The organism is Pseudarthrobacter sp. NPDC058119 (assembly GCF_042884655.1).
In the GTDB taxonomy this organism is placed as follows: Bacteria; Actinomycetota; Actinomycetes; order Actinomycetales; family Micrococcaceae; genus Arthrobacter.
This window is the reverse complement of record NZ_JBHVTN010000011.1, coordinates 1-12,857: the sequence shown is the minus strand read 5'-3', so window position 1 is coordinate 12,857 and position 12,857 is coordinate 1. Positions and strand designations below refer to the sequence as shown.

Annotated in this window: 12 protein-coding genes; 4 read left to right on the top strand and 8 right to left on the bottom strand. The window is 67.1% G+C overall.

The genetic code is table 11. The features are described from left to right. Positions 1-198 precede the first annotated feature (198 nt). Entirely contained in the window at positions 199-1,623 is a 1,425-nt protein-coding gene (gene glnA / locus ACFVTD_RS19460; RefSeq protein ID WP_141160827.1) for a type I glutamate--ammonia ligase, read from the bottom strand. Positions 1,624-1,907: 284 nt separating this feature from the next. Here glnA and ACFVTD_RS19455 point away from each other — a divergent pair, with 284 nt between their 5' ends. Beyond that, positions 1,908-2,345 carry an RDD family protein gene (locus tag ACFVTD_RS19455; protein WP_387566276.1) on the top strand — a complete coding sequence of 146 codons (438 nt, stop codon included), beginning with the start codon at positions 1,908-1,910 and terminating at the stop codon, positions 2,343-2,345. A 29-nt stretch (positions 2,346-2,374) separates the two neighbouring features. Here ACFVTD_RS19455 and ACFVTD_RS19450 read toward each other — a convergent pair whose 3' ends face one another. The 5 genes from ACFVTD_RS19450 to lipB form a co-directional block, all read right to left on the bottom strand. After that, entirely contained in the window at positions 2,375-3,358 is a 984-nt protein-coding gene (locus ACFVTD_RS19450) for a DMT family transporter (protein WP_387566273.1), read from the bottom strand. A gap of 18 nt (positions 3,359-3,376) precedes the next feature. Continuing rightward, a complete protein-coding gene (locus tag ACFVTD_RS19445; protein ID WP_387566270.1) occupies positions 3,377-3,730 on the bottom strand; it encodes a DUF3817 domain-containing protein in 354 nt (117 codons plus the stop codon). Between the two features lie 121 nt (positions 3,731-3,851). After that, on the bottom strand, positions 3,852-4,604 hold the full coding sequence (locus ACFVTD_RS19440) for a DUF4191 domain-containing protein (RefSeq protein ID WP_255175166.1): 753 nt from the start codon (positions 4,602-4,604) through the stop codon (positions 3,852-3,854). A gap of 88 nt (positions 4,605-4,692) precedes the next feature. Beyond that, on the bottom strand, positions 4,693-5,712 hold the full coding sequence (gene lipA, locus ACFVTD_RS19435) for a lipoyl synthase (protein ID WP_387566267.1): 1,020 nt from the start codon (positions 5,710-5,712) through the stop codon (positions 4,693-4,695). Beyond that, positions 5,709-6,386: a lipoyl(octanoyl) transferase LipB gene (lipB, locus tag ACFVTD_RS19430; RefSeq protein ID WP_387566495.1), complete on the bottom strand. Its 678-nt coding sequence runs from the start codon at positions 6,384-6,386 to the stop codon at positions 5,709-5,711. Before lipB ends, lipA begins: the two co-directional genes overlap by 4 nt. A gap of 126 nt (positions 6,387-6,512) precedes the next feature. Between lipB and ACFVTD_RS19425 the strand changes: the two genes are divergently transcribed. Together ACFVTD_RS19425 and ACFVTD_RS19420 are read left to right on the top strand one after the other, a co-directional pair. Continuing rightward, positions 6,513-7,757 carry a serine/threonine-protein kinase gene (locus tag ACFVTD_RS19425; RefSeq protein ID WP_387566264.1) on the top strand — a complete coding sequence of 415 codons (1,245 nt, stop codon included), beginning with the start codon at positions 6,513-6,515 and terminating at the stop codon, positions 7,755-7,757. Beyond that, entirely contained in the window at positions 7,718-8,122 is a 405-nt protein-coding gene (locus ACFVTD_RS19420; protein ID WP_387566261.1) for a hypothetical protein, read from the top strand. Before ACFVTD_RS19425 ends, ACFVTD_RS19420 begins: the two co-directional genes overlap by 40 nt. Before the next feature lie 50 nt (positions 8,123-8,172). Here the strand turns inward: ACFVTD_RS19420 and ACFVTD_RS19415 are convergent, their stop codons facing one another. Beyond that, entirely contained in the window at positions 8,173-9,084 is a 912-nt protein-coding gene (locus tag ACFVTD_RS19415) for a TIGR01777 family oxidoreductase (RefSeq protein ID WP_387566258.1), read from the bottom strand. A 73-nt stretch (positions 9,085-9,157) separates the two neighbouring features. Here ACFVTD_RS19415 and ACFVTD_RS19410 point away from each other — a divergent pair, with 73 nt between their 5' ends. Continuing rightward, positions 9,158-12,652 carry a S41 family peptidase gene (locus ACFVTD_RS19410; RefSeq protein ID WP_387566255.1) on the top strand — a complete coding sequence of 1,165 codons (3,495 nt, stop codon included), beginning with the start codon at positions 9,158-9,160 and terminating at the stop codon, positions 12,650-12,652. Positions 12,653-12,734: 82 nt separating this feature from the next. Here the strand turns inward: ACFVTD_RS19410 and ACFVTD_RS19405 are convergent. Further along, positions 12,735-12,857, bottom strand: a 123-nt coding sequence (locus ACFVTD_RS19405) for an integrase core domain-containing protein (protein WP_387566493.1), incomplete at its 5' end; no start/stop codon positions are given.

Sequence of the window (12,857 nt, the reverse complement as noted above, 5' to 3'; positions counted from 1 at the left end):
GGGGAAGGCTGGACAGTCTTCGTCTCGGGGGGCATTCGTCAGGGGGTCCGGTTCCCGGTCTCAGCACGTCTGGAGCCGGGCCCCCACCTTACGGTCTCCGTCCGCGGCCACGCGGCCCGGACAACGCGAAAGGCGGCCACCGGTTGAACCGGTGGCCGCCTTTCTTTGCTTCAGCGCTCCTGCGGGGCAGGCCGCGGACTAGACGCCGTAGTAGAGCTCGAACTCGTAGGGGTTCGGGCGCAGGGACAGCGGGCGGATCTCGTTCTCGTACTTGTACTCGATCCAGGTGTCGATCAGGTCCTGGGTGAAGACGCCGCCGGCCTGCAGGAACTCGTTGTCCTCGCGCAGGGCCTCCAGGGCTTCCTCCAGGGTGCCCGGAGCCTTCGGGATGTCCTTGGCTTCCTCGGCGGGGAGCTCGTAGAGGTCCTTGTCGATCGGAGCCGGGGGTTCGATGCGGTTGCGGATGCCGTCAATGCCGGCCATCAGCTGGGCAGCGAAGGCCAGGTACGGGTTGGAGGAGGGGTCCGGCGCGCGGAATTCGATGCGCTTGGCCTTGGGGTTCGAACCCGTGATGGGGATACGGATACCGGCGGAGCGGTTGCCCTGCGAGTAGACCATGTTGACGGGGGCCTCGAAGCCCTTCACCAGGCGGCGGTAGGAGTTCACCGTCGGGTTGGTGAAGGCCAGGACGGCGGAGGAGTGCTTGAGCAGGCCGCCGATGTACCAGCGGGCGGTGTCGGACAGGCCGGCGTAGCCCTTCTCGTCGTAGAACAGCGGCTCGCCACCGTTCCACAGCGACTGGTGGCAGTGCATGCCGGAGCCGTTGTCACCGAAGACCGGCTTCGGCATGAAGGTCACGGACTTGCCCCAGGCGTCAGCGGTGTTCTTGATGACGTACTTGAACTTCTGCAGGTCATCGGCAGCGTGCGTCAACGTGGTGAACTTGTAGTTGATCTCGGCCTGGCCGGCGGATCCAACTTCGTGGTGGCTGCGTTCGACCTCGAGGCCGGCTTCGTCCAGGGCAACGCACATGGCGTCGCGCAGGTCAGCCTGCTTGTCGGTGGGGGAGACCGGGAAGTAACCGCCCTTGACCGGGGTCTTGTAGCCCAGATTGCCGCCCTCTTCCTCGCGGCCGGTGTTCCAGTGGGCTTCCTCGGAGTCGATCTTGTAGAAGCTGCCCTCGGGGGAGGACTGGTACTGGACGTTGTCGAACACGAAGAATTCGGCTTCGGGAGCGAAGAACGCGGTGTCGGCGATGCCGGTGGAGGCCAGGTATGCTTCGGCCTTCTCGGCCACGCCGCGGGGGTCGCGGTGGTACGGGTCACCGGTGCGCGGGTTGACGATCGAGAAGTTCAGCGCGAGGGTCTTCTCCATGCGGAAGGTGTCCAGGAACGCGGTGGTGACGTCCGGGATCAGCTGCATGTCAGATTCGGCGATGCCCTGGAATCCACGGATGGAGGAACCATCGAAGAGCTGTCCGTTGACGAAGAAATCGGCGTCGACACTCTTCGCGGGGACGTTGAAGTGCTGCTGGACGCCCGGAAGGTCGGTGAAGCGGATATCGACGAACTTTACATCTTCGTCCTTGATGAACTTGAGGACTTCGTCCGCAGTCTTGAACATCTATGCTCCTAACGCATATGTAAATATCTGGCATGCACGCCATGTGATCCAGCGCAATCCAAAATCAGGGAGAACGCCTGTTGTCCCTGTCGCGTGTACCTGCCGGGGGATTGCTTGAAACTTCTAACAGACTATGGATCCGGGATTTCCCGTCCGTGTCCGCATTGTTTCGGGCAGGTTACAGAATGCCCTGCTATGACCACGGTATCGTCCGTCCACACTGTGGTCGAGCCCTATCCAAAGTGTGGGCGCCCCGGCGGTGCCCGGATCGGTAAACTTGGACGGTGGTAGATCGCAAAGACATAGGCTCCTGGCTCACCGGACCGGACACTTCCGGCATCTCCAAATATCCGGGGGAGCGCCTGGGCCTGCCTGAGTCGGGTCCGGGGTCCATTGCCCGGGCAGGGCGGAGGATCGTAGCGATCATGATCGACTGGGCCATCGCCCTGCTCATCAGCAACTTTGCCTTTGGCGGCGATTCCTGGGCCACGCTGGGCGTCTTCGCCATCGAACAGACCCTGCTGGTGGGAACCCTCGGTTACAGCATCGGCCACCGCATCATGGGCATAGCCGTGATCAAGCCGGGCGGCGGCACCCCCGGGCCCTTGGCCGGCCTGGTGAGGGCGGTGCTCCTATGCCTGGTCATCCCCGCCGTCATTTTCGACCCGGACCAGCGCGGCCTGCACGACAAGGCAATGAACATGCTCCTCATCCGGCGGTAGGACCCCACCCGCCGGCAGGCATAGGGGTCCTAGCCGCGGGGCAGTTGCGCGTCCCGTCGCTGCCGGCGGAAGGCGGGCACATTCGTGAGGACCACGCCGCAAACGACGATGGCGCCACCCACAAACTGCGCAGCCGCATGCACCTGCCCGGCGAGCAGGGTCAGGACCGCGGTAAAGACGGTGATCAGGTTAAGGAACACCCCCGCACCGGCCGCCGGCAGGACCGTCAGTGCCCGGTTCCACAGCACGTAGGACAGTACCGACGGAAAAATCGCAATGAAGAGCAAGGACGCCAACGCACCGTCTGTTGCGGGGAGGGCCAAGCCTCCCTTGGCAAGGTGGACGGGCGCCAGCAAGCCCACGGCCACGGCAGCCTGTACGGCCGTGGCCGTGATCGGCGGAACCTTCGGTGCCAGGCGGCCCGTGACGGTGTAAGCCGTCCACACCACCACTGCACCCACCATCAAGACTTCCCCGGTGCCGAAACCCGCAGTGGCCAGCCTGCCCAGGTCCCCTCCACTGATGACGATGAGGACGCCCGCCAGCGCCATCACGACGCCCGCCACCGCCAGGGGCGTGAGCCGTTCGCGCAGGAACACCGCGGCCGCAAGCGTGATGAGCGCCGGGTTGAAGGCATTGATCAGTGAGGCATTGAACGCATCGGTATGTTCCAAGGCGAAGTACAGGAGCAGGTTGTAGCCGAGCAGCCCGCACACGCTGAGCGCCAGCAGCCACGGCCACGCAGCTGCTACGGAGCGCCAGCAGGGCTTCTCCACAAGCTGGGCGATCAGCAACAGCGGCACCAGCGCAACCGCCCACCGCAGGAAGACCAGGCTGAGGGGGTCGATGTTGTGGACGGCGCCCGCACCCACAACATAGTTGCCGGCCCAGAACAGCGTTGCTCCCAGCAGGGAGAAGACGGCCACGGTGCGCTTGCGGCGTGGGGCACCGCCAGCCTGCATCTTCACGGCGCCGGGCGGCCGTGCCGCCAGTCCCTGCTCAACGGATTCCACTGCGGTGTCCCTGTTCCGCTAAGCGCGGCTTGATTCGAGGGATGTTGCGGAGTCCGGTGCTTTGGCTGCGCTGAGGTACCCACGGCGTCCGGCCCAGCGTTCAAACAAGAGGGTGGCGAAGGGGAAAATTGCCGAGAACCCGGCCAGTGCGGCCACCCGGAACGGCCAGCTCTGCACGCGCCACAGCATGAGCGCGGCAGCCCCGTAGCCGATGAACAGGGCGCCGTGGATTGGGCCCGCCACCTGGACGCCGAGTTCCGTGGTGCCGGCGATCCATTTGAAATACATGCCGGCCAGCAGCGCTGCCCAGCTGCAGGCCTCGGCCACGGCGAGGATGCGGAAGGCGCGGATCATCGTTGTCCTAAGGGGCATGGTTATGTCCTGTCGTGGTTATGAACGGTGCCGCCGAAGGCGGACGCCTGAGCGCGGCACGGAGGGCGCAACGAAAAACGCCCCGGCCAACGGCAGTGCCGGTACCGGGGCGTTTCACCAGCTAGCGTCCGCGGTTGGGACGGGCCTTGTACGGGTCGATGCCCTTGGGGATGGGAAGCCTGGTACCCATGGAAGCGATGCGCTTGGAGACCGTGCTCACCTCAAGCTTGGTCAGTTCGTTCTTCATCTTGCCCATCTGCTTGGCCACCTGGCTCAGCGGTACCTGGCCTTCGCCGCGGCCGGTCTGGATGGTGTGGACCGGAACGTTGGGGAGGATGCGTGCAAGGCGCTTGCGCTCGGCGTCGAGCAGGGGCTTCACCCGGTGGGTGGGCCCTTCGCTGACAAGCACGACGCCGGGACGGCCTACGGCGCGGAACACGGCATCCTGCGTGCGCGGGTTAACGGCAACGGGCTGCTCTTCGGTGATCCAGCCGCGGCGCAGCGTCCCCAGGGCGGCGCCTGAAGCGCCGGGCTGGTTTTCAATCTGCGCGAACGCAGCACGCTCGGCCCGGCGGGAGAGGATGAACGTAGCGGCCAGCAGGCCGAGCGGGATTCCGATGATCAGGCCCGTGATCCAGTTATCCAGCCAGAAACCTACCAGGAAGCTCACGGCCACGACGCCGAGGAACACCAAAAGCATGAGCCACGGGACCATGGGATCGTGGCGGCGGGTCATGGTGAAGACCTCGCCGATCTGCTTGAGCCTGCTGGGCTTCTTGGCCTTCGCTTCCTTGGGCTTGCGCGTGAACAGGCCGCGCTTCACCGCGCTGGAGCCCGCCGGGGTGGAGTTGCTGGAGTCAGGGGATTTCGCCATAGTGCCTCAATTCTACGTGACTTAAACCAAAGGGCCGGACGCTGGATTCTTCCAGCGCCCGGCCCTCTGCCACTTTACAAAGGAGGGGTCACGAGTGTGCGGCGAGGAGGGTGGCGGCTTCCTGGCGGGTGGTGCCGGAGTCCTGGATGCCTTCTGCGATGTGGGCGAGGTTGTCGGGGATGTCGCGGCCTTTTTTGCGCATGGCGGTGGCCCAGAGCCGGCCGGCGCGGTAGGAGGAGCGGACCAGGGGTCCGGACATGACGCCGAGGAAGCCGATTTCTTCGGCTTCGTGCTGGAGGTCCACGAATTCCTGGGGTTTGACCCAGCGGTCCACGGGCAGGTGCCGTTCACTCGGGCGGAGGTATTGGGTGATGGTGATCAGGTCGCAGCCGGCCTGGTGGAGGTCGCGGAGGGCTTCGCTGATTTCCTCCCGGGTTTCGCCCATGCCCAGGATGAGGTTGGATTTGGTGACCATGCCGTGGTTGCGGCCCTGGGTGATGACGTCCAGGGAGCGTTCGTAGCGGAACGCGGGGCGGATCCGCTTGAAGATCCGGGGCACGGTTTCGACGTTGTGGGCGAAGACTTCGGGGGCGGAGTCGCAGATCGCCTTGATGTGGTCGGGGTTGCCGGAGAAGTCGGGGATGAGCAGTTCGACGCCGGTGCCGGGGTTCAGTTCGTGGATCTTGCGGACGGTTTCGGCGTAGAGCCAGACGCCTTCGTCTTCGAGGTCGTCGCGGGCCACGCCGGTGACGGTGGCGTAGCGCAGGGCCATGGACTGGACGGAGCGGGCCACCTTGGTGGGTTCGAACATGTCCACGGGGGAGGGTTTGCCGGTGTCGATCTGGCAGAAGTCGCAGCGGCGGGTGCATTCGGAGCCGCCGATCAGGAAGGTCGCTTCCTTGTCTTCCCAGCATTCGAAGATGTTGGGGCAGCCGGCCTCTTCGCAGACGGTGTGCAGGCCTTCTTTTTTGACCAGGTTCTTCAGCCCGACGAACTCGGGGCCCATTTGGACCTTGGCCTTGATCCACTCCGGCTTGCGCTCCACCGGGACCGCAGCGTTGCGCTGCTCGATCCGCAGCATCTTCCGGCCTTCAGGTGCCAATGTCACAGTAGAGCTCCTTCAGGGCTCGAAACCAATGCTTCTTCATGTTTGCGGAATTCCTCCACGAACCGCTCCGCGATGTCCGCGGGCTGGATTTCCCTGCCCGTTTCAAGGGACATGGTGGTCACTCCGGCGTCGGTGATGCCGCAGGCGATGATCTGGCCGTAGGGCGCAAGGTCGTTGCTGCAGTTAATGGCGATGCCGTGCATGGTCACGCCGTTCAGGACGCGGATGCCGATCGCGGCGATCTTGCGATCCGGGCCCTTCGAATCGGCCTTGATCCATACACCCGCGCGGCCCTTGATCCGTTCGGCGTTAATGCCGTAGTCCGACATGACGGTGATCATGATCTCTTCGAGGCGTTCCACGTAGTCGCGGATGCCTGCGCGGTTCTTGAGCTTCAGGATGGGGTAGGCAACCAGTTGGCCCGGGCCGTGCCACGTAAGTTTGCCGCCGCGGTCCACCGCGACCACCGGCGTACCGTCAAAGGGCCGCTCGTGGTCCTCGGTAAGCTTGCCGGCCGTATAAACAGCGGCGTGCTCCAGGAGAAGGACTGTGCTGGGCGCACTTCCCGCGACAACTTTGTCATGGAGTTCGCGCTGGGCATCCCAGCCTTCCATGTAATCAACGAAGTCGGGGGCAAGACCCAGCTGTGAAAACTCAAGAGTCATGGCATCCAGCTTAGACCCCGCAGCCGCAGCGGCCCGGTTTAGTGTCCAAGCTCACCGGCTGCACTGTTTGTGACCGCACCGCGGGGGCTGTGGATAACTTCTGCGGCGCTGCCGGAAGTCGGCTAGACATGGACCATGGACGATGCACAGGCACCCGACATACCGGGCTACGACGTCGGCAGGCTGTTGGGGCGGGGCGGCAGCGCGGACGTGTGGCTGGTAACGGAACGCCGGACGGGACAGGAATACGCATTGAAGTGCTTCCGCGCGGACGTAAGCGGCGCGCGCAGCAGTCCGGGAATCACCGGGGAGGATGTTCGGCGGGAGCTCCACATCCTGTCAGTCCTGGACCACCAGCACCTGGTTAAGGCTTACGGTGCGGTGCAGGGCACCGGGCCCGGCAGCGGCGCGGCCCTGACCATGGATTACGCCGCCGGCGGTTCGCTGGCCCAGCTGGTCTCCTCCCGGGGCAGGATCAGCGTGGGGGAGACGGTCACCGTCCTGACGCCTATCGCCCAGGCCCTGGCCTACCTGCATGCCAAGGGGTTCACGCACTCGGATGTCTCACCGGGAAATGTCCTGTTCACCGGGCAGGGAAAACCAATGCTCTCAGACCTCGGAATCGCCCGGATGCTCGGCGATCCGGGCTGTGCCGGGGCCGCCGGAACCGGAGGATTCGTGGACCCGTCACCGGTGGACGCAGTGCGCGCCGGCCTCCAGCCGGAGCGCGACGTGTACTCGGTGGCTGCCCTGGGCTGGTATTGCCTGACCGGTGATGCTCCTGGACGGACCGCCGACAGGCCTCCCCTCTCCCTGCTGGTTCCCGGCGTCCCCAAAGACCTGGCAGCCGCCCTGGAAGCAGGACTGAACGATGAGCGCAGGCTGCGGCCTGACGCGCTGGCGCTGGCGACCGCGGTGTACCGCAGTGCGGAACCACAACCCGTGGACCTTTCCGGTGCCGTCCACCCCAGCGTCCTGCCGGAACTGCTGACCCGCCGCCACGTCCCAGCTCCGTCGCGGGGCAGCGGACTCCGGGGAAAGGTCCAGGGGCTTCGCCGCCGGCGGTGGCCTCCCGCTGGTCCGCGCGGCCGGGAGCGGCAACAACTGCAGCCGCGCCGGCCCGCGGAAAGCATGCGGAGCACCTGGCCGGTGGCCAGGTGCTCCGGCTTCTGCGGCGGTCCGTGCTGCCGCTCGTTGCTGCGGCTGCGGCAGTGCTGTGGTGGCTGTCAGCGTTTGCCGGTCACGGCACATGGCCCGGGAATTCTGCCCACGGTCCGGTCCCACAGGTTGCGTCCCCGGCCGCCACAGGTGGAGGGGGCCCGGGCACCGCGCCCCTGGACGTGGCGAGGGAGCAGGCAGGGGCAGCTGATCCCGTCATAGCCGCACAGGGGCTGGCCGCGGTTCGCGACTACGCCTTCAGCAGCGGGGGAATGGAACTGCTGGCGGATGTGAACGCCCCCGGGTCGGCCGCGGCCGCGGCTGACCAGAGGATCTCGAGCCAGGTTGCGGCCGGCCGGCGGCTCGCCGGATTCAGCACCACGCTTTCAGGGGTGGCTGTGGAGGACGGGGCAACCGGGGTGCACGCGGTGGTGCGGGCAGTCTCCACCACGTCCGGCTACCGGGTGCTGGACCCGGACGATAGTGTTCTGGCCACCGGGCCGGCGAGCGGTCCGCAGCCGCTTCGGCTGGTCCTGGTGTCAGTGGACGGTCGGTGGCGGGTCAGCGACATCCTGCCCGGCCAGTGAACAGCCCCGGGGAACCCCTGGCATCCAGCGTTGCCGGGTCGGCTCATTGCCTACCCCCGCTGGGGCGTGGCGGCCTTTCCTGCCACCCAGCGGGCCGCATCTGCCAGATGCCCGTGCTGCCATTGGAACCCGGCAGCTGCCAGGACGGCCGGTTCCATCCGCTGGCTGTACAGCAGGAGTTCCTCACCAAGGCCGGGCAGCACGGTCCGCAGCACGGGGTCGGGGACCCGCAGAAACGCGGGACGGTGCAGCGCATTGGCCAGGGCCGCCACGATGGTGTTCACGTCGGCCTGGTCAGGGGCGGCCACATTGACTGGGCCCGAGACCGGAGCGGCCAGCAGGAACAGGAACGCGGCCGAAACATCGGGCAGCGTCACCCAGGGCCAGAACTGCCTGCCGTTGCCAAACGGGCCGCCCAACCCCAGGCGCAGCAGCGGGAGCAGCTTGCCCAGCGCCCCGCCGGAGTGGCTGAACACCACACCGGTCCGCGGTGTCACCACCCGGACGCCCGCCGGCGCCATCAGCGCGGCCTGCTCCCACTCAATGCAGATCTGCGAGAGTGTTCCCTCGCCTGCCGCGGCGTCCTCCCGTAGGACGGTATTGCCGGCGTCGCCGTAGTATCCCGACGCCGACTGGCTGATGAAGGTTGCCGGCGGCGTATCCGTGTGCGCCATGGCCTGCACCAGGGTCCGGGTAGGGGCCAAACGGGAGCTGAAGAGCTCCTCCACCCGGTGCCGCGTCCACGGCCGGTCACCGATGCCGGCGCCGGAAAGGTTGACCACAGCGTCGGCGCTGGACAGCACTCCGGGATCCAGGACACCGGCAGCCGGATCCCAGCGGACTTCGCTGGCACTGGCAGGGGGCCTGCGGACCAGTGTCACCACCGAGTGGCCGGCACTGCGGAAGGCGGCGGACATGGAGGTGCCGATGAGCCCGGAGGCGCCGGCCATGACGATGTGCATGGTCCATCTCACCACGGCAGCACGGGTTGTGTGTCTCCCGCGGGGCAGGGGAGGGGATGGCTATGATCGAACGATGACCTCTTCCAGCTACTTCCGTTTCCCGCATCTGCACGGTGATCTGGTCACTTTCGTGGCCGAGGACGACGTGTGGATCGCGCCCCTGGACGGCGGGCGCGCCTGGCGCGTCTCGTCGCTCCAGCTCCCTGCCCGCAACCCGCGTTTTACCCCTGACGGCAAGCGCCTGGTGTGGACCGTGGTCCAGGGAACGGCGCCGGAGGTAGTTTCCGCCCAGGTGGATGGCGGCGGGTACCGGCAGCTCACCTATTTTGGCCACAGCACCACCAAGGTCAAGGGATTCACCACCGGCGGTTCCGTGGTGGTCACCAGCGCGTTCCGCCAGGCCGAAAGCCGGCACACCCACGCCTACAGCGTCCCGCTCGACGGCGGCATGGCCCAGGAGCTGCCCTATGGACCGGTGGAGGCCGTTGCCTTCGGCCCCGAAGTTGGCGATGAACGCCCCGTGGTCCTGGCGAGTGTGCTCTCCCGCGAACCGGCATGGTGGAAGCGGTACCGGGGTGGAACGGCCGGGAAGCTGTGGATCGACCGCGATGGCAACGGCGAATTCGAACGCCTCCTGCCGGACCTTGACGGCAACCTCACCGACCCTCTCTGGGTGGACGGCCGGATCGCCTTCCTGTCCGACCATGAGGGCTACGGCAATGTGTACTCGGTCCTCCCCAGCGGTAAGGACCTGCGCAGGCACACCGACCACCAGGACTTCTATGTCCGGCATGCGGCCACTGACGGCAAGCGGGTCATCTTTGAATCGGCCGGTGAACTTTGGGTCCTCCACGACCTTGGCTCGGACGCGGTAAAGCTGGACATCAGCCTGGGGTCCGCCAGCCAGTCGAGGCGCCCCGCACTGCTCGACGCCGTCAAGCACCTCGGTGCGGTGGCGCCGGATGTTGCGGGCGCCGCCAGCGCCGTCGAATCCCATGGCACCATCCACTGGCTGCGGCACAAGGACGGCCCGTCGCGCATCATCGAGGCCACCCCGGGTGTCCGCGGCCGGTTGCCCAGGCCGCTGGGAGACGGACGCATTGCGTACACCGCCGACCATGACGGCGTGGAAGCACTGCACATCAAGGACATCGCCGCGCCCGTTCCGCACACCGCCGGGAAACCGGGCACCCAGGCTCCTGACGCCCCGGCCGGCCCGGCACCCGCTGGGGAGGAAGCGGAGGCGGTCAGCCTGCCCCAGCCTGTCCCGGCGTCGGGCACCAAAGTACCGGCGGCAGCAACGGCACACGTGTCCACCGATGACGAGCAGCAGGCGGACGTGGCGCCCCAGGCCGATGCCGCCGGCACCGAAGCCCGGGTTCCCGCCGTGGACGCGGGTGTCACCGTGCCGACGCCGTCCCGTGCCAGTTCGCTGGAGCCGAGCCCCGATGGCCGCTGGGTTGCCCTCGGGACGTCTTTTGGTGATGTCTTCGTGGTGGACACCCGCTCCGGAGACCTCACACAGGTAGCCAGCATCGGGGAGGGCAGCATCTCCGAACTCGGGTGGTCGGCGGATTCGCGCTGGCTGGCCTGGTCCGAGCCCGTCACCTCCTTCGGTTCGCGGAGCCGGCTGCGCCTGGCCACCGTGGACCGTCTCGACGCAGAACCCGTGGAGGTCACTGACGGCCGCTTCCGCGACGCCTCCCCGGCCTTCACTCCGGACGGGAAATTCCTTGCCTTCCTGTCCAACCGCAGCTTCGACCCCGTGTACGACGGGCACTCGTTCGACCTCTCCTTTCCCAGCCCCATCAAGCCGTACCTGGTGGCGCTTGCGGCCGGGACGCCGTCGCCCTTTGGCCCTTCGGTTGATCCCGCGGGCGGGGAACCGGATGCCGGCGCCGGGGCAGAAGCCGCGGAAGGTGCCGGTGACAGCACAGCGCCCGCCGTCACTGTCGATCCGGAGGGCCTGGCCCATCGTGTGATCGGCGTTCCCGTGCCCCAGGGCAACTACACCTCGTTGCAGGCTGTTGACGGCGCGCTCCTCTGGCTCGACTCCGTCCTGGCGGGCGTGACCGGCGACGGGAAGGCCAGCCAGGAAGACAAGGACGCCCGTCCCAGCCTGGTCCGGTATGACATCGCCCGGCGCAAGCAGACCACCCTGGTGGATGCCGTCGACAGCTACCGGCTCTCGGGTGACCGCAGCAAAGTGGCGGTCGTCGCCGATAAGCAGGTGACTGTTGTTCCGTCGGACGCCAAGGCGGACGAGGAATCGGGCAAGCTGGTCAAGGTGGACCTGGGCCGGATCCGCGTGCTGATGGACCCGCTCAGCGTCTGGGGACAGGCATTCGACGAGGCCTGGCGCCTGCAGCGCGACTTCTTCTGGGCCGAGGACATGGCCGGGCAGGACTGGGAATCCATCCACGCCCGGTACCGCCCGTTGGTGGAACGGCTCGGCTCCCACGACGACCTCGTGGACCTCCTGTGGGAACTGCACGGCGAACTGGGGACGTCCCACGCCTATGTGCGTCCCGCGGCCGTCACCGAGCGCGGCAGCCGTGGACAGGGCAGGCTCGGCGCCGACCTCGTCCACACCGCCCGCGGCTGGGAGATCACCCGCATCCTGGCGGGCGAGTCCTCTGACCCGCTGGCAACCTCGCCCCTGACCCGGCCCGGTGTCGGTGCCAAGGCGGGAGACGTCCTGCTGGCCGTCGACGGCGTCCCCTTGTCCGAAAGCACCACCCCTGCCATGCAGTTGGTGGGGGCCGCCGGCCGCGCCGTGGAGCTCACCCTCCTCAACGGCCCCGGGCACGGCGGCGCCGAGGGCACCCAGCGGAGGGTCGCCGTCGTGCCGGTCAAGGATGAGGAACGCCTCCGCTACCAGGAATGGGTGGCGGGAAACCGGCGGACGGTCCGCGAGGCTTCCAGCGGAACCTTCGGCTACCTGCACATCCCGGACATGATGGCCAACGGCTGGGCCCAGCTCCACCGCGACCTGGATACCGAAACAGCATTCGATGGACTAATCGTCGATGTGCGCCGCAATCGCGGGGGGCACACCTCCCAGCTTGTCGCCGAGCTCATTGGCCGCAAGGTCACGGGCTGGAGCATGCCGCGCGGGGAGAAGCCGCGCACCTACCCGCACCATGCACCGCGCGGTCCTGTGATCATCCTCGCGGACGAGTTCGCCGGGTCCGACGGCGACATCATCACCCAGGTGTCAAAGCTCCGCGGGATCGGCCCGGTCATCGGAACGCGCACCTGGGGCGGCGTCGTCGGCATCGACAACCGGTTCACACTGGCGGATGGCACCGGCGTCACCCAGCCCCGCTATGCCAACTGGTTCGGCGGCGGCGTGGGCTGGAGCGTCGAGAACTACGGCGTTGACCCGGACATCGAGGTGACCTACCCGCCGCACGCGTACGCCGCCGGGCGGGACCCCCAGCTGGAGTACGGCATCGGGGCCCTGAAGGAGATGATCCAGGAACTTCCCACGGACCGTCCGCCGGTCCGCACCGGCTACCGGAATCTCAAGCCTGCTCCGCTGCCGGCACGCCGGCACGACGGCTAGCCTGAGTCGTCAACAGCAAAGGCCCTGTCCTTCCGGAATTCCGGAAGGACAGGGCCTTTTGCGTCGTGCGGGGTTGCGGAACCTAGGTGTACTGCCCAGGGAGGTTGGTCAAGCGGCTGATGGGCGGGTGGCCTCCGATTGCGGTGTGGGGCCTGTGGTGATTGTAGTGGTGCAGCCATGCCGGGAGGGCGTTTCTGCGGGCTGA